This window comes from Nonomuraea guangzhouensis (assembly GCF_019396345.1).
Taxonomy (GTDB): domain Bacteria; phylum Actinomycetota; class Actinomycetes; order Streptosporangiales; family Streptosporangiaceae; genus Nonomuraea; species Nonomuraea guangzhouensis.
In genome coordinates this window covers 103,711-124,169 of record NZ_JAHKRM010000026.1, presented here as the reverse complement: position 1 = coordinate 124,169, position 20,459 = coordinate 103,711, and the positions used below count along the sequence as shown (strand labels likewise).

The following is a 20,459-nucleotide window of genomic DNA, read 5'->3' as shown; positions in this document are numbered from 1 at the left end:
GCAAGAAATCCGAGATCCGCAGGAACGGTATGTAACAGCTACGAAATCCGCAGGTAGATTAGCGCGCGGGTCATGCCTGTTTCACGCGTTGTGGAGCCTTCTGTGATCCAATGAGACGTTAACTGTCGAGAACGACAACTACCGAGAAAGCCCCGGGGGACCGTCCGTGACTCCTGAACAGATTGAGAGCGCCGTCGCGGCCGCGATGCCGCAGGCCGTCGAGGACCTCAGGCGGCTCGCCGCCATCCCGTCCGTGGCCTTTCCCGGGCATCCCGAGGAGCCCGTACTCGCCGCCGCGGCCCTGACCGAGGAACTCCTGCGCAGCACCGGGCTGTCGCACGTGCAGCGGGTGCCCGTCGAGGGCAGTTTCCCCGCGGTGTACGGGGAGGTGGCCGCACCGCCCGGCGCGCCCACGGTGCTGCTCTACGCGCACTACGACGTGCAGCCCGCCGGTGATCCCGCCGCCTGGCGCACCTCACCGTTCGAGCCGACCCTGATCGACGGCCAGTTGTACGGCCGGGGCACCGCGGACGACAAGTCGGGCATCATCTCGCACGTCACCGCTCTGCGGGTGTTCCAGCGGCAGTTCCCCGTCGGGGTGAAGGTCCTCATCGAGGGCCAGGAGGAGTACGCCGGGGAGCGCCTGGAGGCGTTCGTCGAGCGCAACCCCGACCTGCTGCGGGCCGACGCCATCGTGGTGGCCGACACCGGCAACCCGCGGGTCGGCGACCCTTCGGTCACCACCTCGCTGCGCGGCATGGCCGCCTTCACCATCGAGGTCCGCACCCTGCGCGAGCCGGTGCACAGCGGCTCCTTCGGCGGTGCCGCCCCCGACGCGCTCGCGGCGCTCATGCGGATGCTGACCTCGCTGCACGACGACAACGGCGACATCCGGGTGCCGGGCCTGCCCCGGGGCAGCTTCCTCGGTCAGGGACCGTCGGAGGAGGAGTTCCGCAAGACCGCCGGGGCGCTGGACGACGTCTCGCTGGTCGGCTCCGGCTCGTTGGCGGACCGTCTGTGGGCGTCGTACGCCATCACCGTGACCGGCATCGACGCGCCTTCGGTGTCGGGCGCCATCAACGCCGTCCAGCCCGCGGCCCGCGCCCGCGTCACCGTCCGTACTCCCCCGTCGGGTGACCCCAAGACGACCGTGAACGCGGTGGTCGAGTTCCTCCGGCAGGTCACGCCGTGGGGCGCGCAGGTCTCGTTCGGCGACTTCACCGTGGGGTCGGGCTTCCAGGCCGACTCGGGCGGCAAGGCCCGCGCGGCGCTCAACCGGGCGATGGAGCGCGCCTTCGGGCGGCCGCCGCGTGACGTGGGCGCCGGCGGGTCCATTCCGCTGGTGAACACGCTGCTGAAGCAGTTCCCCGCGGCGGAGATCCTGCTGTTCGGGGCCGAGGACGAGGACGCGGCCATCCACGCGCCCAACGAGCGGGTGGACCTGGAGGAGCTGCGCCGCATCGCCACCGCCGAGGCGCTGTTCCTGCGGGAGCTCAGCCTGCCCTCCGCTCTCGGGGTCTGATTCCGCTACAGCAGCAGCGGCCCGGCGCGTTTGACGGTGCGGATGATGGGAGCGGTCTCCATGGTGGTGATCGCTTCCAGCGGGGCGAGTCGTTCGGTGAGGTAGTGGCCCAGGTCCCGTGGGTCGCGGCAGTTCAGGGCCGCGAGCAGGTTGGTGGGGCCGGTGGTGAGGGACGCGAAGGCGATCTCTGGGTGCCGCGCCAGTGCCTCACCGACCTCGACCGCCTTGGCCGGCCGGGCGGCGATCCACAGCCGGGCCTGGGTGCCGAATCCGACCGCCGAGGGCGGCATGTCGAGCTGGTAGCTGACGATTCCCTGGCTGCGTAGCGCGTACAGGCGGCGTTTCACCGTGGTCTCCGACCAGCCGGTCGCGGCGGCCAGCTCGGCGTACGGCGCGCGGCCGTCCAGGTTGAGCGCCCGCAGCAGCGCCTTGTCGCCCTCGTCGAGCTCGATCGGGCCGTCGCCGGCCTCGACCGGCGGCGGTCGCAGCCGGTCGGCCTGGTCGGGTGCCAGCCAGGCGAGCCCTTGCCAGCCGTCCGGCAGGACGAACCCCCGCAGCAACAGGTGGGCGGAGATCGAGACGACCCCGCTGGTGCGAGGCAGTCTGCCCAGCAGCAGGGCGTCCTGGTCCTGGGTGCCGCGGGTCTGCACGGTGCAGGAGACCTCGGTGCCGCCGGACAGCAGGTACACGAACGAGGTGTCGTCACGGGCGGCCAGGGCCTTGGCGACCGGCCCGGCCGCGTCCGGGGTGCAGCGCAGCCGGATGGTCCACTGCGTGTGCCCCAGCCGTCCGCCGTTGACCAGGCCTGCCACCCGCAGCACGCCCTGGCCGCGCAGCCGCCGATAGTGGCGGGCCACGGTGTTCTCCGAGACCCCGAGCACGTCGGCGATCGCCCTGAACGAGGCCCGGCCGTCGATCTGCAGTGCGTGAACCAGACCCCGGTCGACAGTATCCATCCGGAAACCCCGCTCTAGTGACGGTTTCCGGCGATCCTAGTCGCCTGGATGGGCACGGTACGGGGTCGTGGGCGACGCTCGTGCCATGAACCTGCTCATCCTCGCCGCCACCGGAAACGTCGGCGGCCAGATCATCACCCAGTTACAACAGACCGGCCATGCCGTGCGGGCGGTCACCCGCGATCCGGACCGCGCCCGTTTCCCCGCCGACGTCGAGGTGATGCGCGGCGACCTGTCCGAACCGGACACCATCGCGGCCTGCCTGAACGGCATCGACGCGGTCTTCCTGCTCTGGCCGCTGCACACCGGCAAGCAGCTGCCCGCCGTGCTGGAGGTCATCGCGCGGCAGGCCCGCCGGGTGGTCTTCCTGGGTACGGGCGGCGTCCCCGACTTCAGCTTCGAAGAGCAGGAATGGCTCGCCCACGGCTGCGGAATCGAGTCCACCATGATCAGGCCGAGCACCTTCGCGGTGAACACGTTGTGGTGGGCCGACCAGATCCGGGCGGGCGACATCGTCGAAGGGGCCTACGGCGCGCTGCCGATGTCCCTGATCCACGAGGCCGACATGGCCGCCGTCGCGGTCCGTGCCCTCACCGAGCCGGGGCACGACGGCGCCACGTACACCCTGACCGGCCCCGAGGTGCTCACCCAGGCCGACCAGGTCCGCGTCATCGGCGAGGCGCTGGGCCGGCCGCTGCGCTGGCGGGAGCTCACCCGGGAGGAGGCCCGCCGACGGCTGCTGGCCGACGAGACGTTCCCCGACTCCTTCGTCGACGTGCTCCTCGACGGCTACGCCGCCATGCTCGCCGGGCCGCCGCCCACCCTGACCACCACCGTCCAGGACGTCACCGGCGCCCCGGCCCGATCACTGCGCCAATGGGCCACCGACCACGCGGCCGACTTCGGCTGAGGAGCCGAGCGGATGGGAGACGGCGTCCAGCAGGTCGCGGGTGTACGGCTGCTGCGGATCCTCCAGCACCTGGTCGACAGGGCCGGCCTCGACGATTTGTCCGTGACGCATGACGGCGACGATGTCGCTGACGTAGCGCACCACCGCCAGGTTGTGCGAGATGAACAGCATCGTCAGGTCCATCTCGCCCCGCAGCTCCCGTAGGAGATTGAGCATCGCGCCCTGCACGGACACGTCGAGCGCCGAGGTGATCTCATCGGCGATCACCACCTCGGGCCGGCCGGCCAGCGCGCGAGCGAGGGCGACGCGCTGTCGCTGGCCACCGGAGAGCTGGGCAGGCAGCATAGCCGCCCGCTCTGGATCGAGGCTGACCAGTTCCAGCAGCCGAGCCACCTCGCCGCGCCGGTCGGCGGTGCCGCGTGGCATGGCCTCGGTGATCGACTCGCCGATGGTCATGCGGGGGTCGAGTGACGCGTACGGATCCTGGAACACCATCTGCAGCGGCCGGTGCCGCCGCGAGAACCGTCGCACGTCCGTGCCGTCCACCAGGACCCGGCCCGAGTTGATGGGCGCCAGGCCCACGGCGGCTCTGGCGAGGGTGGACTTGCCCGATCCCGACTCGCCGACCAGCCCGACCGTCGTGCCTGACGGCACCGCCAGGGTGACCCGCTCGACGGCCGCGACCTTGCCGTAGTGCACGCTGACCTCCTCGAAGACCAGCTCGCTCATGCGGCACCTCCCGTAGCTCCTATGACGAGGTCCGCCGGGTGCCAGCAGGCGACGCGGTGCCCCGGCCCCGCCGTGGCGAGCTCCGGGTCGGCCGCGCGGCAGCGGTCGCTCGCGGACGGGCAGCGCGCCGCGAACGCGCACCCGTCAGGCATCGCGTCCGGCTCCGGCGGCCGGCCGGGGATGACGGCGAGCGGCTGCTCGCGGTCGGTGTCCATGCCGGGCACGGCGGCGATCAGGGCCCGCGTGTACGGGTGGCGCGCGCCGCCGTCGAGGTCTCCGACCGGCAGGTCCTCCACGATCCGGCCCGCGTACATGACCAGGACCCGCTCGCAGGCCTGCGCGACCACCGTGATGTCGTGGCTGATCAGCAGGATGGCCGCGTTCTCGCGCGCACGCACCTCCGCCAGCAGCCGTAACACCTCGCGCTGCACCCTGACGTCCAGCGCGGTGGTGGGCTCGTCGGCCACCACCAGTCGCGGGCTCGCCATCAGCCCCATGCCGATCATCGCCCGCTGGAGCATCCCACCGGAGAACTGGTGCGGGTACTGGCGGGCGCGCCGACCCGGATCCGTCACGTGCACCGCGCGCAGGCGGTCCACGGCCCGGTCGAGCGCCGCCCGGCGGGACAGCCCCTGGTGCTGCTCCGACACCTCGGCCAGCTGCCTGCCGACACGCCGGGTGGGGTTGAAGGAGGTCATCGGGTTCTGGAACACCACCGACAACGAGGTCCCCAGCAGGCGGTCAGGAGTGGTGTTCAGGGGCGCGCCCATGAACTCCAGCCGGTCCGCCGTCACGACGCCAGGCGGCTCGATCAGCCTCGACACCGCCAGCGCGGTCAGGCTCTTGCCCGAGCCGGACTCCCCGACCACGCCCACCGCCTCGCCCGCCGCCACGGTGAAGCTCACCCCGCGGACAGGGGTCGCGGACCCGAACGCCACCCGCAGGTTCTCCACCGCCAGCACGGACCCGCCGCCTGAGGAGGGGAGCGCGGCCCGGCTCGTCGGCTCGCGGCCGGGCCTGAGGGTCCGGGTACGCGTGCCGACGACCGCGGCGGCGGTCTCCCCGAACAGGTTGAACGCCAGCCCGACGATCACCACGGCGACGCCGGGCGCGAGGGCCGCGGCCGGATTGGTGTAGATGCGGTCGAGTCCATCGCCGAGCAGCCGCCCCCAGTCGTAGTCGGGGGCCTGCACCCCGATCCCGAGGAACGACAGGCCCGCGTAGGCCAGCAGCGCGTTGCCGGCGCCGATGGTGGCGTTCACCACGAGGGGCTCGCCGATGTTCGGCAGGATGTGGCGGGTCATCAGCCGGAGCCGGCCGACCCCGACCACTCTGGCGGCCGACACGAAGTCCCGCCCGGCGACCGACGCCGCGAGCGTCTGCGTCAGCCGGGCGAACGACGGCGCGCCCGCGAGCCCGATGGCCAGGACCGCGCCCTGCATCCCGACCCCGAAGATCACCGCGAGGAACAGCGCCAGCAGGAGCGCCGGGAAGGCCACGGCGATGCCGACCGCCGAGACCACCAGGCGGCCGAGCCGGCGCGGCAGGACCGACGGCGCCATGCCCAGGATCACGCCGGCCACCAGCCCGATCAGGGTGGCGGTCACGGCCAGCCCGACCGACAGGCGGGTCGCGACCAGCACCCTGAGGAAGATGTCCCGGCCCAGCGAGTCCGTGCCGAGCAGGTGCGAGCCTGACGGGCCCTGCTGGATGGCGCCGGTGTCGGTCGCGTCCGCGCCTACGCCCCACAGGATCGGCGCCAGGACCGCCAGCGCGCCCACCACGACGAGCAGCACCGCCGAGCAGGCCCCGACGGGGGTGCGCAGGGCCGCGAGCCACTTCCCGCCCATCAGCTCTCCTTGATCGTCGAACGCGGGTCGAGCACCGCCAGCAGCACGTCGACCAGCAGGTTCACCAGCAGCACGCCGATGCCGTAGACGAGTACGACGCCCTGCACCATCGGGTAGTCCTTCTGCAGGATCGACTGGACGATCGTCGATCCCAGTCCTGGCCAGGCGAACACGTTCTCCACGAGGACCGTGCCCGCGACCATGGCCGTCAGCATCAGGCCGGCGAGCGTGAGCGTCGCGGTGAGGGCGTTGGGCAGCGCGTGACGGACGTACACCAACCGGTCCGGCAGGCGCTTGGCCCGTGCGGTGCGGATGTAGTCCTCGCCCAGGACCGACAGCATCTCCACGCGGACGATCCGCGCCATCACCGCCGCCGGGGCGATCGCCAGCGACAGCACCGGCAGCACGTACGAGCTCAGCTCCTCCCGCCCGGCCACCGGCAGCCACGGCAGGTACACCGCGAACACGTAGACCAGCCCGACCGCCAGCAGGAACTCCGGGACGGCGGCCACGAACACGCTGGCCGACGTGAACGCCAGCTCGCCGCCCCGCCGCCGACCGCCCCTGGTCAGCACGGACATCAGCACGCCCACGGGCACCGCGACCGCGAGCACCAGGACGAACGCCGGCAGGGCCAGCTTGACCGTCTCCGGCAGGCGTTCGCCGAGCACCTGGGACACCGGCAGGTTGCTCACCATCGAGGCGCCGAAGTCGCCGGTGAGGCAGCCGCGCAGGAAGCCGGCGTACTGCTGCCACAGCGGAGCGTCCAGCCCCAGGGCCTGGCGGCGGGCCTCGACCAGCTCGACGGGCGCCGTGGTGCCCAGCGCCGCCCGCACCGGGTCGCCCGGGATCAGGTGGATCATCAGGAACGACGCGGTGACGAGGACCCACAGCGACACCAGGAACCGCCAGGTCCGCCGCAGCGCGAACGAGAGCCAGGGGGCGCTCAGCGGCCTGATCGGCACGCTGGTCATCAGCGCAGCACCCGGATGCTGGTCGGGATCGGCAGCTGGAGCCAGCCCTCGGTCCGCGCCTCGGCCTTGTTGAGGAAGTAGGGGACCTCCGACTCCGAGACCGGCACCACGTCCGCCGACTGGAACAGCGCCTTCTCCGCGTCGTTCCACAGCTTGCAGCCCGCCTCGCCGGCGGTCCGGTCGGCCTGTGCCACCAGTTTCTCGTAGGCGGCGTTCTTGATGCCGACGAAGTTCTGGCCCTGTGGCGGGGTCCCGCCGGTGGCGAAGGGCACGATCTGGTGGGGCAGGTTGAGCTTGAACCCGGCCCAGTACGCGTCGAAGTCGCCGGTCTCGAACATGGCCCGGTTGAGCGCGTTCAGGTCGTCTCCGGTGAGCTTGACCTCGACGCCGAGCGCCTTCCACTTCTGCGCCACCAGCTCGGCCGCGGCGATGTTGCCTTCGCCGTCGTTGGTGCTGTAGTGCAGGTCCAGCTTGAGTGGCTTGCCGTTCTTGGCGCGGGCGCCGTTCGCGCCCGTGCTCCAGCCCGCCTGGTCGAGCAGGGCGGCGGCCTGGCCGGGGTCGGTCGCGGGCAGCAGCCCGGTGACGGTGTCGGCGGCGCACGGCTGCGAGTCGTTGGCGACCAGGCCGTCGGCCCTCTTGCCCTTCCCGGAGGTGGAGACCCGGGCCAGCTCGTCGAGGTCGAGCGCGGCGGTGAGCGCGCGCCGTACCTGCTGGTCGGTGCCGGGCCGGCCGTCGCGCTGGTTGAACCAGAGCTCGCCGAGCGTCGCGGAGACGTCGAAGTGCGGCAGCTTGCGGGCCGCGAGCCGATCGCGGTCGGCGCCGGCGACGAGTGCCATGTTGACCTCGCCGGACAGCAGCAGGTTCGCGGCGGTGGTCTCGTTGGGTACGACCTTGGCGACGATCTTCGCCGGGGTGCCGGGGACGTCGTTGCGCACGCCGCCCGGTCCCCATGCGTAGCCCTTGCGCAGGGTGAAGGTGTAGTGGTCGCCTCGGACGATCTCACTGAGCACGAAGGGCCCGGTGCCGGCGGACGACTTCTCCAGCAGCGTGGGGTCCGCGACGCCCTTGGGGCAGATGACGGGCACCCGGCCGAGCGTCTGCAGCAGGAGCGCGAACGGCGTCTTCATCTCCACCCGCACGGTGCGGGCGGCGTCGTCGGCGGTGGCGGTGAAGGGGGTGGTGGGGACCAGCAGTCCGTACAGCGGCGACTGGTTCTTCGGGTCTTTGAGGTAGTCGAAGGCCTTGACCACGTTGCTCGCGGTCAGCGGGGTGCCGTCGGAGCAGGTGACGCCGCTCCTGAGGGTGAACGTGGCCGTCTTCTCGTCGGCCTGCCACTTCTCGGCCAGTCCGGACACGATCTCGCCCTCGGGCGTCACGTTGATCAGTGGGTCGTAGGCGAGGCTGCCCATCTCGCCGAGGCTGGCGATGTTGCGGTACGGGTCGACGACGCCGGGATCGCTCGGCAGGGTGAAGGTGAACGTGCCGTCCTTGGCGTACTCCACCGGCTTGCCGCCGACGCCGGCCTGTCCTCCCGAACAGGCGGCCAGCCCGGTCGTCAGAGTGGCGGCGATGAGAACGCTGAACCTGATGCGCATGGTTCTGTTCCAATCGAAAGGGCTCAGCTGAGCGCGTTCGCATCAGTGTCGTACGGGCCGCGGACCAGCGGTAACGACAGGAGTCGCAATCCTCGGCGGACAAACGCAGCAGATTGTCGGAGTGACCGCTCGGCGGCCGTCAGTCGTGGCGCAGGCCGATCAGGCGGGCGATCTTCAGCCCGAGGTGGAGCGCGAGACGGTCCTCGCCGAGGGCCAGCTGCGCCCCGGTGTACTCCTCGATGCGCTGCAACCGGTAGTAGAGGGTCGTCCGGTGGATGAAGAGCTTCTCGGCCGCCGCCTGGACGTCGCCGGCGTGCTCCAGGAACGCCTCCAGCGTGTCGGCGAGCTGCTCACCCTTGACGCCTGCTTCCAGGAGCCGGCGCAGCCCGGGTGGCAGAGCGTGCACGGTCAGCTCCTCCGGCGGGATGCGGGACAGCAGCCCGTACACGCCCAGCCGGTCGAAGGAGGTGACCTGCCCGAACCCGTCCGCCAGCCGGGTCACCCGCGCCGCGTGCGCGGCCTGCTGGTAGGAGCGGTAGAAGTCGCGCAGGTCGTCGACCGGCTCGCCGATGCCGACGACCGGCTCGACGCCGGTCAGGTCGCGGCTGAGGTTGCCGACGAGCTCGGCCAGCAGGCTCTGCTTGGCGGCCCCGCTGACCAGCGGGTCCTTGTCCGAGACGAGCATGAGCCCGTGGTCGCGGCGGATCAGGCTGACGTGCCGCCGGTCCAGCAGCCGCGCGCCGATGCGTTCGAGCCACCCGTCCAGGACGTTGCGCTCGCCGTCGAGCAGCGCCGGCTCACCCGGGTGGAGCGTGACGACCACGGCGACGACGGGCTCGCTGGCGACGAACAGGTCGGCGTCGATGAGTTCGGCCGCGGCGTGCTCGCGGGCGCGGGGGTCGTCGGTCGCCACGAGATCCCTCAGGAGCCCCCTGGACCGGCTCTTGTGCAGCTCATGGGCGAGCTGGTCACGCTGGATGGCGATCGCGATCGTGTCCAGCGCGGCGAGCACGGCCTCGGTCTCCGGATCGGTGAGCGGGTCGTCGCCTTCGAGGATCCAGACGAACCCCAGCAGGACGCCCTCCTGCCGGATCGGCACGCACAGCCGCTGCATGGTGGCGCCGATCTCCGGCGCGATGGGCGGGCGGAACGGTCCGTCGGCCGTCTTCGCGCCCGCGCCGAACGTCCAGTCGGCGGCGCCGCTGGGCACCTCCCGCTTGAGAATCGACAGCTCGCGGAGCCGGTCGACCCCGCCGAACTCGTGGGAGGAGAAGGCCAGCTGGCGCAGCCGCCAGTCGTCGACCGTGATGTTGCGCTGTAACCGCCGGCCCAGGCCGTCGATGAGGCGCTGCAACTCAGTGGTCACGCGTGTCAGCCTACATTCCGCATATCACCCAAGTCCGCTCAAAATAGCTGGATCTGGTGGAATCGGAGCAATCTTGTAGCCAGGGGGAGGTTCCACGCCCATCAGGTGGCGGACCAGGAAGTCCCATCTGCGCCGTATGACGTATGACTCGTAGCCGACGAACAGGTGCTCGGCACCCGGCACGATGAGCAGGTCGAAGTCCTTGTCGGCGGCGATCAGCCGGTCGACGAGGCGCATGGTCAGGTGCGGGTGGACGTTGTCGTCCATCTCCCCATGGATCAGCAGCAGCTTGCCTTCGAGCCGGTCGGCGATCTCCACGTTGGAGGAGCGGGCGTACCGTTCGGCGTCGTAGGGGCCGTCGTAGGTCTCGCCCCAGGCGAGCTGGTAGAAGCGCTGGTCGTGGTTGCCGCAGGCGGCCACGCCGACCTTGTAGAAGCCGGGGTAGAGGCACATCGCGCGGACCGTCGCGTAGCCGCCGCCGGAGCCGCCGTAGACGCCGACCCGGTCCAGGTCCATCCACGGCCGCGACGCGGCCAGCTGCCGCAGCGCGGCGACGTGGTCCTCCAGGGATCCCGCGGTGTCGTAGCGGCCGTAGGAGTGGTCGTGGAAGGCCCGGCTGCGGCCCGGTGTGCCGCGTCCGTCCAGGGTGACGACCACGAAGCCGAGCGCGGCGATGGCCTCCGCCTCGCGGTCGACGTGCGGGAAGCCCTCGAAGGACGGGTGCAGGCGGCCGTGGTGCGGGCCGGGGTACGGGCTGTCGATCACGGGATAGCGCTTGGCCGGGTCGAACCCGCGCGGCAGGTGGAGGACTCCGTAGATGTCGGTCTCCCCGTCGGCGGCCTTGGCCGCGAACTGCTCGGGCGCCGTCCATCTCGCCTCCAGGAGCGCGGTGACGTCGGCCCGCTCCAGCTCGACGAGCACGCTCCCGTCCCAGGCCCGGACGGTGGTCACCGGGGGCGTGGCCTTCGCCGACGCGGAGTCGACGAAGTACGTCCCGCTCCGCGGCAGTGTGACCTCGTGGTCGAGGTCGTCGTCCGTCAGGCGTTCGAAGCCGGTCCCGTCCAGGCGGGCCCGGCACACCTGGCGGCGGTAGGGGTCGGCCTCGACCAGGCCGGAGGCGAGGAAGTAGACGACGCGCTCGTCCTCGTCGACGTGCAGGATCCGCTGGACCGCCCACTCCCCCGAGGTCACCTGGCACACCGTCTCGCCGTGCTCGGTGTCGTACAGGTAGAGGTGGCCCCAGCCGTCGCGCTGGGAGTACCACAGCACCTCCCGGCCGGTGGCGAGCAGGTGCAGGATGGTCTGGCCCATCCCCTGGCCGAGCGCGACGCGGGGCTCGCCGTGCTCCTCGACGAGCGGGCGCACCTCGCCGGTGCGCGGGTCGAGGCGGTTGAGCCGCAGGGTCTTCAGGTCGCGGGGCTGTTCGAGGTAGTAGACGGCGCCGCCGTCGGGTGCCCACCACACCTGGTTGAACAGCAGGGGCGAGAGCAGGGACATCAGGAGCGGCTCCGCCTTCGCCTCGACGGCGGGGCCGCCGGACACGTCGAACACGATGAGCTCGGCGCGCGGCACCACCTCCTCGCCGGGCATGGCGTAGTGGTAGGAGTGCAGCACCGGCCGGCCGCCGCCCGCGGGCGCGGACTCCACCAGATGGGACAGCGGCACGCCGCTCTGGTCGAGCCGGTGGGTGACGAGCCGGCGGGAGTCCGGCGACCACGCCACGAGCGGCGGCAGCGACGGCAGCCCGAGTTTGCGCATCAGCACGCCGTAGCTCAGGCTGTCGGGCTGGGCGCCGTAGGTGCGGTCGGCGCGGCCGTCGGTGGTGAGCGGCCGCTCCTCGCCCGTCTCGGACGAGCGGAGCCAGAGGTCGTACCCGCGGCGGGTGACCACCCACTTCCCGTCGGGCGAGCGCACGTCGAGCGGACCCGGCCGCTCGGGCCGGTCGACCCGCTCACACAGGTACGAGTCGAGCGAGCATCGCCAACGCCCGTCGAAGGCCTCGAACTCCACCTCCGACCCGGTCAACTCGATGGTCTCGAACGGCAGCGTCCGGACCGGCACCTCCGCGGCCGCCCCGAGCGCCGCGGCGAGCCGCTCGTGGTCGAACGCCGGCTCGCGGGTGCCCTTCGCCGGATCGACGAGCGCGAACCAGTGGCCCTCGGGCGCGTCGGCGCGGTACCAGAAGCGGGCGCCGCCGTCGATCCACCGGGGCGTCACCTTGCCGCCACGCACCAGCGCCGGCCTGCGATGCGCGAGCAGGTTCTCCGCGCCCTGGTACACCGCCGGATCCAGAAACTCGTTCATAGGACGGGACGATATGTCGGTGTTCGCGGGCGGCGCTTCCGTTGCGGTGTGAAGTCACGCGCCGCGTACTTCGACACCTGTCTGACCCAGCTCGCGGCTGCGCTCGGTGCCCGCCATCACCGCCTCCAGGAAGGCCGAGCGCAGGCCGTGCCCCTCGAGCACGCGCAGCGCGGCCGCGGTGACCCCGCCGGGCGAGGTGACCTCCGCGCGCAGCGCCACCGGATCGCGCCCGCTCTCGACGAACAGCGCCGCGTACCCGATGAACACCTGGCCCACCATGGCCTCACTCACCCCGCGCGGGAGCCCGGCGAGCACGCCGGCGTCGATCAGCGCCTCGGTCACCAGCGACAGGTACGCCGGGCCGCTTCCGGACAGCACGGTGACCGCGTCGAGCTGCGCCTCCGTCACCCGTGTCACGGTGCCCACGGCGCCGAGGATCTCTTCGGCCCAGACGAGGTCGGCCTCGGTGGACGACGGACCGGCGGCGATGGCGGCCGCGCCCTTGCCGACGAGCGCCGCCGTGTTGGGCATGCCGCGCACGACCGCGACGCCGTCCCCGAAACCGGTGCTCAACGTGGCCAGCGAGATCCCGGCCGCGATGGACAGCACGCGTGTCGCGCCGGCCGCGGCGACGAGGTTCGCGGCCGCGGCCACGTCGTAAGGCTTGACCGCGATCACGACGCCGTCGGCCCGGACCATCTCCCCGGACACCGTGACGCCGGGGAACAGGCCGCCGAGTTGCGCCGCCCGGCCGGGCAGCCGCTCCACCACGGCGATGTCCGCGGGCTTCCACCCGGCGGCGAGCAATCCGCCGACGAGGGCGGAGCCCATGTTCCCGCCACCGATGAGTGCCAGACGATGCCTGGCCATCTGCTTGGTCATTTCCGGCACGTTACGTGGCCGGCACGGTGCCCGGCATCAGCAGAACGTCGCAAGCGAGGCGGCCGATTCTCGGCTCCCGTCGATCGATGTGGCGGCCTGGCCGAGGTCACGATGAGCGCTGTGAAACGTACTTCTGAGCCGGTGTTCCTGGCGAGCGGTTCGACTTCCGGGCAGCCGGTCGCCTGTTTCGACGCGTCGTCCATCGTCCACGGCGCGGATTCGATGGCCGGTGTCCGTCAAGGACTCGCCGGGGCGCTCGAATGGGTGCGCGCCGAGTTCTTCAAGCGCATGGACGGCGATCCGGGGGCGATCGTCGCCGTGGTGACGCGTCCGCCACGGCCGGGCGCCGACGACGGGCTGCTGTTCGTCGCCGCCGACGGGCCTCTCGGCGGCTGCGGCGAGGCCACGATGTTCGCCTGCGCGACCCGGTCGGCCGGCGCGGGCTCCAGCGTGGTGTTCGACACCACCAGCGGGCCGATCCACGGGACGGACGGCGGGTCGGGGTCGGTGACCCTGCGGATGCCGCCCGTCCCCGGGCCGCCCGCCGCCCATACCGTCACGGTCGACGGCCTGCCGCTGGCGGTCAGGACCGTGCCGGTCGCCGGCAACACGTTCGCCGTCGTCGCCGCCGCCGACGCCGGGCTCGACCTGTCCGCGACCGGGCGGCTGGCCAGGCGCGGCGACGAGTTGCTGGGGGAGATAGCCGCCGCCGTGTCCAGAAAAGGGGCCGAGCCACCGGACATGCTTCTGCTGACCGAGCCGGTGGCGGGCTGCGCGACGCGATCGGCCGTCATCTGGGGGAACGCGATACTCAACCAGGGCCCGTGCGGGACGGGCACCTGTGCCCGGCTCGTCGTCGCACTCGCGGACGGCGAGGTCGGCCCCGGCTCGGTGCTGCGCCATCACAGCCCCTTCGGTCCCGCGTTCGAGGCCTGGACCGACGCCGGGCACGTCATGCTGCGGGGCCGGGTGGACCCCTAGCCGTTGACCTCCTCGAAGACGCGCAGGAAGTTCTCGCCGAGTATGCCCTGGACGGTCTTGTCCGCGTAGCCTCTGGCGACGAGCCCGCGGGTGATGTTGATCATGTCGCGGTAGTCGCGGAAGCCGTCCAGGGTGCGTGTCACGTTGTCGATCCCGTGCTCCGGCCGGAACCCGAACTCGCCCAGCTTGCCGGCGAAGGTCGCCTCCTGCACATGGTACGGCAGCGCCAACGGCCAGTCCGTGCCGATCGCCACGTGCTCCCATCCGACCAGGTCGCTGAGGTAGTCGACGTGGTCGAGGAACAGCTCGATCGTGGGGTTCACCGCGTCGGGCGGCGCCAGGAAGAACGGCACCACGTAGACGCCGATGACGCCGCCCGTGCCGGCGATGGCGCGCAGCTCCTCGTCGCTCTTGGCGCGGTCGTGCCCGAACACCGCCGCCGCGGACGTGTGCGTGGCGATCACCGGGCGGGTGGACGCGGCGCAGGCGTCGAGCGTGGTCTGCCGGCCCGAGTGCGCGGTGTCGACGATGACGCCGACGTCGTTGCACCGCCGTACGAACTCCAGCCCGAAGTGGCTCAGCCCCGGGTCGTAGCGCTCGGTGCAACCGGCGCCGATGTGGTTCATCGTGTTGTAGGCGCAGTCGAGGGTGTTGAGCACCCCGAGCGCGTGCGCCGCGTCGATGAGGTCCAGGTTCCCCGGGCTCAGCATGTTCGTCTGCACCAGCCCCCAGACGGCCTGCTCGCCGGCCTCGTGGGCGGCGCGGATGTCGTCCGCCCTGTGGGCCCGGCGCAGCCAGGGGAACGCCGCCAGCTCCCTGGCCAGCAGGTGCGCGGCGTCGAGCACGGCCGCCTTGTCCTTGAGGACGTAGCCGCCGGTCGCCGCCGTGGTCACGCCCGAGGCGTCGAACAGCTCCTTGTACGCGGGGAAGCGCCCGGCGATCGCCCGTTCCTTGAGGAAGAACGCCACGGTGAACAGGTCGTCGGAGCCGAGCGCGTCCACCTCGGCGACGAGTTCGTCGGTCCACACGTCGGGCGAGCACGGCCCCTGGAAGAGCAGGTCGATGATCACGCTGTCGCGGTGCAGGCGGGCCGCCCGCGCCTCCTGCTCCTCGGTGAGGCCGAAGTCGAAGACCCCGTACTGGTGCATTGGCCGTCCTTTCCTCAGACGCCGGAGCGTCCGCTTCCCCATGACACGAGGTTGTCCCGCGGCTCGATGCCGGGGGTGAGATGTGGTTCCGGGACGGGCGTGCCGGGGACGATCCGCAGCGGCAGCTCTCCCGCCCATACCGGCAGGTCGTAGTCGGCCTCCCGGTCCACGGGCGGCCCGGTGCGGACCTTCGCCGAGCACTCGTCCAGGGGGACGGCGATGATCCGGGTGCTGCCCAGCTCCGCCTCGGTGAGCGGGCGCAGCTCCGGTCCCCGGCCCGGCATGAGGCGGTCCACGAGGGCCAGCATCGCCGCCAGCTTGGCGTCCCGGTCGACGATCTCGTGCCCGGTGCCGAGGACGACGACCGAGCGGTAGTTCATCGAGTTCTGGAACACCGACCGGCCCAGCACGAGCGAGTCGACGACGGTCGCCTCCACGCAGATGGGCTCGCCCAGCATCCGGTCGAGCATGCGGTTCTGCTGGGAGCCGTGGAAGTAGAGCGTGTCGCCCTGGCGGGTGTGCAGCGTCGGCAGCACGTACGGCCGGCCGTCGTCGACGAACGCGACGCGGCACAGCAGCGCCTCGTCGAGGATCTCCCGCACCAGGTCCTGGTCGTAGGATGCTCGCTCGGCGCGGCGGCGGACCCGCACCCGGTCCGTCGCGGGCCCGCTGGTGTGTGTGGTCACTGAGTCGGTTCCTCTCGAGAGTGTGCTGGTCTAGTGGCCGGCCGCGCGGCCGAGCCTGCGGGGGTCGGCGACGCCGTGCAGGAGGCCGTCGGCGGTGAAGGCGATGGCCTGGCAGCTGCCCATCTCGGGCTCCCACGGAGAGACCCGGGTGACGCCCAGTCCTCTGCGCTCGACCTCGGCGATCACCTCCTCACCGATGGTCGCCTCGACCATGGGACGCCGGCTCGGGTAGTGAGACGCGCCGAACATCGGCTGATGCACGGACTCCGCCGGGCTCATCCCGCGCTGAAGCACGTTCACGCTGTTCTGGAAGACGTTCTGCAAGGCCGAGATGCTCGGCGAAGCGGCCGCGAAGACCGGGCGGCCATCACGCAGCGCCAGCAGGGAGGTGGACCAGCCGACGGGAATCGGCACGACCGGGTCGGCGCACAGGAAGATCGGGCGCGGCACGATCACCCCGTCCACCATCAAGCCGACGCCGAACGGGGTGGAAGTGGCCGAATGGGTGCCGTGAGCGATCATGCCGGACTCGTCGGCCGCGACGATGGCGTTGGTGCCCATGTTCATGGCGTCGAACGGACGCGGCGGGCCGTCGATCACCTGGCCGATCAGCTTCTCCGCCGCCTCGGGCGAGACGCGGTCGGCCATCTCGCCGGACGCGGCGAAGCGGAAGCCACTGGCGTTCCAGGTCAGGCCGTGGTGCCAGGACTCCTCGACGATGCGCATCATCCGGTAGAGCCGGTCGTCCGGCCCCGCCAGGTGGGCGAGGCTCAGCATCAGCGCGTAGAGGGAGCCGCTGGTGTGCAGCTCGTAGCCGCCGGCCACCGGCAGCGGGGCCAGAGGTGTGTCCAGGACGTGGGCGGCGGCCATGTCGTCGAGGGTGATCCGGCCACCCGCGGCACGAGCGGTCTCCACATAGCGGCGGGCGAAATCACCCTCATAGAAGTAGCCCGGCCCCTGCTCTGCCAGCTGCTCGATCGTGCGCGCCAACGCCGGCTGACGCAGCACCTCCCCCACCCCGAACATCCGCCCATCTGGGAACCACACCTCCCGGCCCGCCTGAAAACGGCCCGCGACCGTGCGGTACTCAAACGCCCAGCCCCACAGCAACTGATCGACTACAAAGCCCTCACGAGCCGCCCGCAACGCGTCAGTGAACAGCTCCGACCAGGCCAGCCGACCCCACTTCTGCCAAGCTGCATGCGCGCCACGCACCCAGCCAGGAGTCACCACCGTCCGACCGGACGAACGGGCCGCCTCATCCAGATCGCCGTCCTCGGCCGCCGGCGGCGAGCCCAGGTGGCTGAGGAACCGGCTCTGACCGGTGGCGGGGTCGTACACGGAGATCAACATCGTGCCGGCCAGCGTGGTCATCGTGGGCTCGACCACGGTCTGCACGGCCGCCGCGGCGAGATAGGCGTCCACCGCGCTGCCACCGGCTTCCAAAGCCGCCACTCCCGCCCGCGTCGCGGCCGGGTGAGAGGTCGAGATCATCCCCCTGCGACCCGTCGCCGCCACGTGCTCCGGATCCGGGCGCGACGGACGCGCGGGCACCTCACTCATGCGTTCTCCTGATCACGCTCATCAGCCTTCTACAGGGGGCGCGCCGGTCCTAACGACAGGCGTAGTAATCCCTGGCCCGCGCACTCTGCACCTGTCGCATGACGTCAGTGACCGGCCGCGCGGCCGAGTCTGCGGGGGTCGGCGACGCCGTGCAGGAGGCCGTCGGCGGTGAAGGCGATGGCCTGGCAGCTGCCCATCTCGGGTTCCCACGGGGAGACCCGGGTGACGCCCAGTCCTCTGCGCTCGACTTCGGCGATCGCCTCCTCACCGATGGTCGCCTCGACCATGGGACGTCGACTCGGGTAGTGCGACGCGCCGAACATCGGCTGATGCACGGACTCCGCCGGGCTCATGCCGCGCTGAAGGACGTTCACGCTGTTCTGGAAGACGTTCTGCAGAGCCGAGATGCTCGGTGAAGCGGCCGCGAAGACCGGGCGGCCATCACGCAGCGCCAGCAGGGAAGTGGCCCAGCCTGCGGGGATGGGGACCATGGGGGTGGCGTACAGGGTGATGGGGCGCGGCACGATCACGCCCTCGGCCATCAGGCCGACGCCGAAGGCGGTGGAGCTCGCGGAGTGGGTGCCGTATGCGATCATGCCGGACTCGTCGGCCACGACGATGGCGTTGGTGCCCATGTTCATGGCGTCGAACGGGCGCGGTGGGCCCTCCATGACCTGCCTGAGCAGCTTCTCCGCCGCCTCCGGAGAGACCGCGTCGGCCGCCTCGTTCAGGTCCCTCGGGATCGAGGTCAGGCCGTACTGCCAGGACTCCTCGACGATGCGCATCATCCGGTAGAGCCGGTCGTCCGGCCCCGCCAGGTGGGCGAGGCTCAGCATGAGGGCGTGGAGCGGTCCGATGGTGTGCAGTTCGTAGCCGCCGGCCACCGGCAGCGAGGTCAGGGGGAGGTCGATGGCCGAACAGGCGGCCATGTCGTCGAGGGTGATCCGGCCGCCCGCGGCGCGAGCGGTCTCCACATAGCGGCGGGCGAAATCACCCTCGTAGAAGTAGCCCGGGCCCTGCTCGGCCAGCTGCTCGATCGTGCGTGCCAACGCCGGCTGACGCAGCACCTCCCCCACCCCGAACATCCGGCCGTCCGGGAACCACACCTCCCGGCCCGCCTTGAAGCGACCCGCGACCGTGCGGTACTCAAACGCCCAGCCGTACAACAACTGATCAACCACAAAGCCCTCACGAGCCGCCCGCAACGCATCGGTGAACAGCTCCGACCAGGCCAGCCGACCCCACTCCTGCCAAGCAGCATGCGCGCCACGCACCCAACCAGGAGTCACCACCGTCCGACCGGACGAACGGGCCGCCTCATCCAGATCACCGTCCTCGGCCGCCGGTGGGGCGCCGACACCCGCCATCGCGCGGCTCTGGCCGGTCGCGGGGTCGTACACGGTGACGACCAGGCCACCGGCCAGCGTGGTCATCGTGGGCTCGACCACGGTCTGCACGGCCGCCGCGGCGAGATAGGCGTCCACCGCGCTGCCACCCGCTCTGAGGGCGGCCAGTCCCGCCCGCGTCGCGGCCGGGTGAGAAGTCGAGATCATCCCCCTGCGACCCGTCGCCGCCACGTGCTCCGGATCCGGGCGCGACGGACGCGCCGGCACCTCACTCATGCGTTCTCCTCGTTCTCAGGGAAAGGTGTTCGGTGGTCAGGTCCCGCATGCGGGGCACGCCGAGGAGGCGCAGCGTACGGGTGGCCTCCTGGCCCAGGATGTCGAGGGTCCTGCGCACGCCTCGTTCGCCGCCGGCCATCAGCCCGTACAGGTAGGCGCGGCCCACCATGCCGGCCGACGCGCCCAGCGCCCGGGCGGCGACGAGGTCGGCGCCGGTCGAGATGCCCGTGTCGATGATCACCTCGGCACGGTCGCCGACGGCGTCCACGACCGGCCGCAGGAGGTCGAGCGGGGTGGGCGCCCGGTCGAGCTGGCGGCCGCCGTGGTTGGACACGACGACGGCGTCGGCGCCCGCCTCGACGACGAGCTCGGCGTCCGCGACGCTCTGCACGCCTTTAACGATCAGCTTGCCCGGCCACTCGTCCCGCAGCCACGCCAGGTCGTCCGGCCCCACCCCAGGGTCGAACATCTGCCGCACGAGCTCCTCGACCGTCCCGTTCCAGGACGTCATCGAGGCGAACTCCAGCGGCCCGGTCGTCAGCAGGTTGGCCCACCACCCCGGGTGCAGCGCCATGCCGGTGAGCGTGCGGAGCGACAGCGTGGGCGGGATCGTCAGCCCGTTACGCACGTCTCGCATCCGGGCGCCGCCGACCGGCGTGTCCACGGTGAGGATCAGCGCTTCGACGCCCGCCGCGAGCGCCTGCCCGATGAGCCGTTTGCCGGCCTCGCGGTCGCGCCAGAGGTAGAGCTGGAACCAGACGCGGCCGCCGGGCACGGCTTTCACGAGGCTCTCGACGGAGGTGGTGCCCATGGTCGACAGCGCGTACGGGATGCCCGCCGCCGCCGCGGCCCGCGCCACGGCCGTCTCGCCCTCGTGGTGCATCAACCGGGTGAAACCGGTCGGCGCGAGGATGAGGGGCAGGGCGCTCCGCCTGCCGAGGACGTCGACCGACGGGTCCACCGAGCTGACGTCGCGCAGTACGCGCGGGTGGAACTCGACGTCCCGGTAGGCCTCCCGCGCCCGGCCGATACTGATCTCGCTCTCGGCCGCGCCGTCGACGTAGTCGAAGACCGAGCGCGGCACCCGGCGGCGCGCCAGCGCCCGTAGGTCGGCGATGGTGTGGGCGCGGCCCAGCCGGCGCGCGACAGGGTCGGCGACGAACGGCCTGCGCCGCAGGAGGGGCCGGAGCTGGGACCATCGCGGCAACTGTCGGTTCGGCACCTCGGCCCGGCCTTCCGTGAGACGACGTCGCGCCATTGTGCCGCCGCCGCGCCGCTCCACGGACGGGACGCTGGTCGGAAATCCGGGCGCCGATCTGCGACACCTGCATATGTCGAGTGGGGCGCGGCCCTTCCTAGTCTCGGTCGCGA

The 20,459-nt window shown here is 71.7% G+C and carries 16 protein-coding genes; 3 read left to right on the top strand and 13 right to left on the bottom strand.

Annotation, left to right across the window (positions count from 1 at the left end):
• Positions 1–166: 166 nt before the first annotated feature.
• Positions 167–1,522: a dipeptidase gene (locus KME78_RS43475; RefSeq protein ID WP_219535485.1), complete on the top strand. Its 1,356-nt coding sequence runs from the start codon at positions 167–169 to the stop codon at positions 1,520–1,522.
• 5 nt (positions 1,523–1,527) lie between these two features.
• Here KME78_RS43475 and KME78_RS43470 read toward each other — a convergent pair whose 3' ends face one another.
• Positions 1,528–2,478, bottom strand: coding sequence for an Lrp/AsnC family transcriptional regulator (locus KME78_RS43470; RefSeq protein ID WP_219535484.1), 951 nt, complete (start codon positions 2,476–2,478; stop codon positions 1,528–1,530).
• A gap of 85 nt (positions 2,479–2,563) precedes the next feature.
• Here KME78_RS43470 and KME78_RS43465 point away from each other — a divergent pair, with 85 nt between their 5' ends.
• A complete protein-coding gene (locus KME78_RS43465; protein ID WP_219535482.1) occupies positions 2,564–3,388 on the top strand; it encodes an NAD(P)H-binding protein in 825 nt (274 codons plus the stop codon).
• Here KME78_RS43465 and KME78_RS43460 read toward each other — a convergent pair.
• From KME78_RS43460 to proC, 7 genes are all read right to left on the bottom strand, one after another.
• A complete protein-coding gene (locus tag KME78_RS43460) occupies positions 3,344–4,117 on the bottom strand; it encodes an ABC transporter ATP-binding protein (protein WP_219535480.1) in 774 nt (257 codons plus the stop codon). The two genes, KME78_RS43465 and KME78_RS43460, sit on opposite strands and share 45 nt — an antisense overlap.
• The gene (locus tag KME78_RS43455; protein WP_219535478.1) at positions 4,114–5,967 is read right to left on the bottom strand and encodes a dipeptide/oligopeptide/nickel ABC transporter permease/ATP-binding protein; all 1,854 of its coding nucleotides are present in this window, start codon (positions 5,965–5,967) and stop codon (positions 4,114–4,116) included. Before KME78_RS43455 ends, KME78_RS43460 begins: the two co-directional genes overlap by 4 nt.
• Positions 5,967–6,941, bottom strand: a complete 975-nt coding sequence (locus tag KME78_RS43450; RefSeq protein WP_219535476.1) for an ABC transporter permease — start codon at positions 6,939–6,941, stop codon at positions 5,967–5,969. The genes KME78_RS43455 and KME78_RS43450 overlap by 1 nt, the downstream gene beginning before the upstream one ends.
• Positions 6,941–8,536: an ABC transporter substrate-binding protein gene (locus tag KME78_RS43445; protein WP_219535474.1), complete on the bottom strand. Its 1,596-nt coding sequence runs from the start codon at positions 8,534–8,536 to the stop codon at positions 6,941–6,943. Before KME78_RS43445 ends, KME78_RS43450 begins: the two co-directional genes overlap by 1 nt.
• A gap of 139 nt (positions 8,537–8,675) precedes the next feature.
• Positions 8,676–9,902, bottom strand: coding sequence for a PucR family transcriptional regulator (locus KME78_RS43440; RefSeq protein ID WP_219535472.1), 1,227 nt, complete (start codon positions 9,900–9,902; stop codon positions 8,676–8,678).
• A 24-nt stretch (positions 9,903–9,926) separates the two neighbouring features.
• Positions 9,927–12,206, bottom strand: coding sequence for a S9 family peptidase (locus tag KME78_RS43435; protein WP_219535470.1), 2,280 nt, complete (start codon positions 12,204–12,206; stop codon positions 9,927–9,929).
• A gap of 54 nt (positions 12,207–12,260) precedes the next feature.
• Complete coding sequence (proC, locus tag KME78_RS43430; protein WP_246653197.1) at positions 12,261–13,088, bottom strand: pyrroline-5-carboxylate reductase; 828 nt, start codon at positions 13,086–13,088, stop codon at positions 12,261–12,263.
• Positions 13,089–13,208: 120 nt separating this feature from the next.
• On the opposite strand from proC, the gene KME78_RS43425 reads away from it, so the two are divergent.
• Positions 13,209–14,069 carry a proline racemase family protein gene (locus tag KME78_RS43425; RefSeq protein ID WP_219535468.1) on the top strand — a complete coding sequence of 287 codons (861 nt, stop codon included), beginning with the start codon at positions 13,209–13,211 and terminating at the stop codon, positions 14,067–14,069.
• On the opposite strand, the gene KME78_RS43420 is transcribed toward KME78_RS43425, so the two are convergent.
• From KME78_RS43420 to KME78_RS43400, 5 genes are all read right to left on the bottom strand, one after another.
• Positions 14,066–15,217, bottom strand: a complete 1,152-nt coding sequence (locus tag KME78_RS43420) for a dipeptidase (protein WP_219535466.1) — start codon at positions 15,215–15,217, stop codon at positions 14,066–14,068. The genes KME78_RS43425 and KME78_RS43420 overlap by 4 nt on opposite strands.
• A 14-nt stretch (positions 15,218–15,231) precedes the next feature.
• Positions 15,232–15,903 (bottom strand): pyridoxamine 5'-phosphate oxidase family protein, encoded by a 672-nt coding sequence (locus KME78_RS43415; protein ID WP_219535464.1) that lies wholly within the window; start codon positions 15,901–15,903, stop codon positions 15,232–15,234.
• 30 nt (positions 15,904–15,933) lie between these two features.
• Positions 15,934–17,466: a gamma-glutamyltransferase gene (locus KME78_RS43410; RefSeq protein WP_219535462.1), complete on the bottom strand. Its 1,533-nt coding sequence runs from the start codon at positions 17,464–17,466 to the stop codon at positions 15,934–15,936.
• 104 nt (positions 17,467–17,570) lie between these two features.
• Positions 17,571–19,088 carry a gamma-glutamyltransferase gene (locus KME78_RS43405; protein ID WP_219535460.1) on the bottom strand — a complete coding sequence of 506 codons (1,518 nt, stop codon included), beginning with the start codon at positions 19,086–19,088 and terminating at the stop codon, positions 17,571–17,573.
• On the bottom strand, positions 19,081–20,346 hold the full coding sequence (locus KME78_RS43400) for an alpha-hydroxy acid oxidase (protein WP_219535458.1): 1,266 nt from the start codon (positions 20,344–20,346) through the stop codon (positions 19,081–19,083). Before KME78_RS43400 ends, KME78_RS43405 begins: the two co-directional genes overlap by 8 nt.
• Positions 20,347–20,459: the final 113 nt, after the last annotated feature.

Bases quoted from the DNA above. Each gene is read 5' to 3' on its own strand.
- KME78_RS43405 (WP_219535460.1), bottom strand. From the start codon at position 19,088: ATGAGTGAGGTGCCGGCGCGTCCGTCGCGCCCGGATCCGGAGCACGTG.
- KME78_RS43470 (WP_219535484.1), bottom strand. From the start codon at position 2,478: ATGGATACTGTCGACCGGGGTCTGGTTCACGCACTGCAGATCGACGGC.
- KME78_RS43450 (WP_219535476.1), bottom strand. From the start codon at position 6,941: ATGACCAGCGTGCCGATCAGGCCGCTGAGCGCCCCCTGGCTCTCGTTC.
- KME78_RS43465 (WP_219535482.1), top strand. From the start codon at position 2,564: ATGAACCTGCTCATCCTCGCCGCCACCGGAAACGTCGGCGGCCAGATC.
- KME78_RS43460 (WP_219535480.1), bottom strand. From the start codon at position 4,117: ATGAGCGAGCTGGTCTTCGAGGAGGTCAGCGTGCACTACGGCAAGGTC.
- KME78_RS43400 (WP_219535458.1), bottom strand. From the start codon at position 20,346: ATGGCGCGACGTCGTCTCACGGAAGGCCGGGCCGAGGTGCCGAACCGA.
- KME78_RS43445 (WP_219535474.1), bottom strand. From the start codon at position 8,536: ATGCGCATCAGGTTCAGCGTTCTCATCGCCGCCACTCTGACGACCGGG.
- KME78_RS43435 (WP_219535470.1), bottom strand. From the start codon at position 12,206: ATGAACGAGTTTCTGGATCCGGCGGTGTACCAGGGCGCGGAGAACCTG.
- KME78_RS43420 (WP_219535466.1), bottom strand. From the start codon at position 15,217: ATGCACCAGTACGGGGTCTTCGACTTCGGCCTCACCGAGGAGCAGGAG.
- proC (WP_246653197.1), bottom strand. From the start codon at position 13,088: ATGACCAAGCAGATGGCCAGGCATCGTCTGGCACTCATCGGTGGCGGG.
- KME78_RS43455 (WP_219535478.1), bottom strand. From the start codon at position 5,967: ATGGGCGGGAAGTGGCTCGCGGCCCTGCGCACCCCCGTCGGGGCCTGC.
- KME78_RS43410 (WP_219535462.1), bottom strand. From the start codon at position 17,466: ATGAGTGAGGTGCCCGCGCGTCCGTCGCGCCCGGATCCGGAGCACGTG.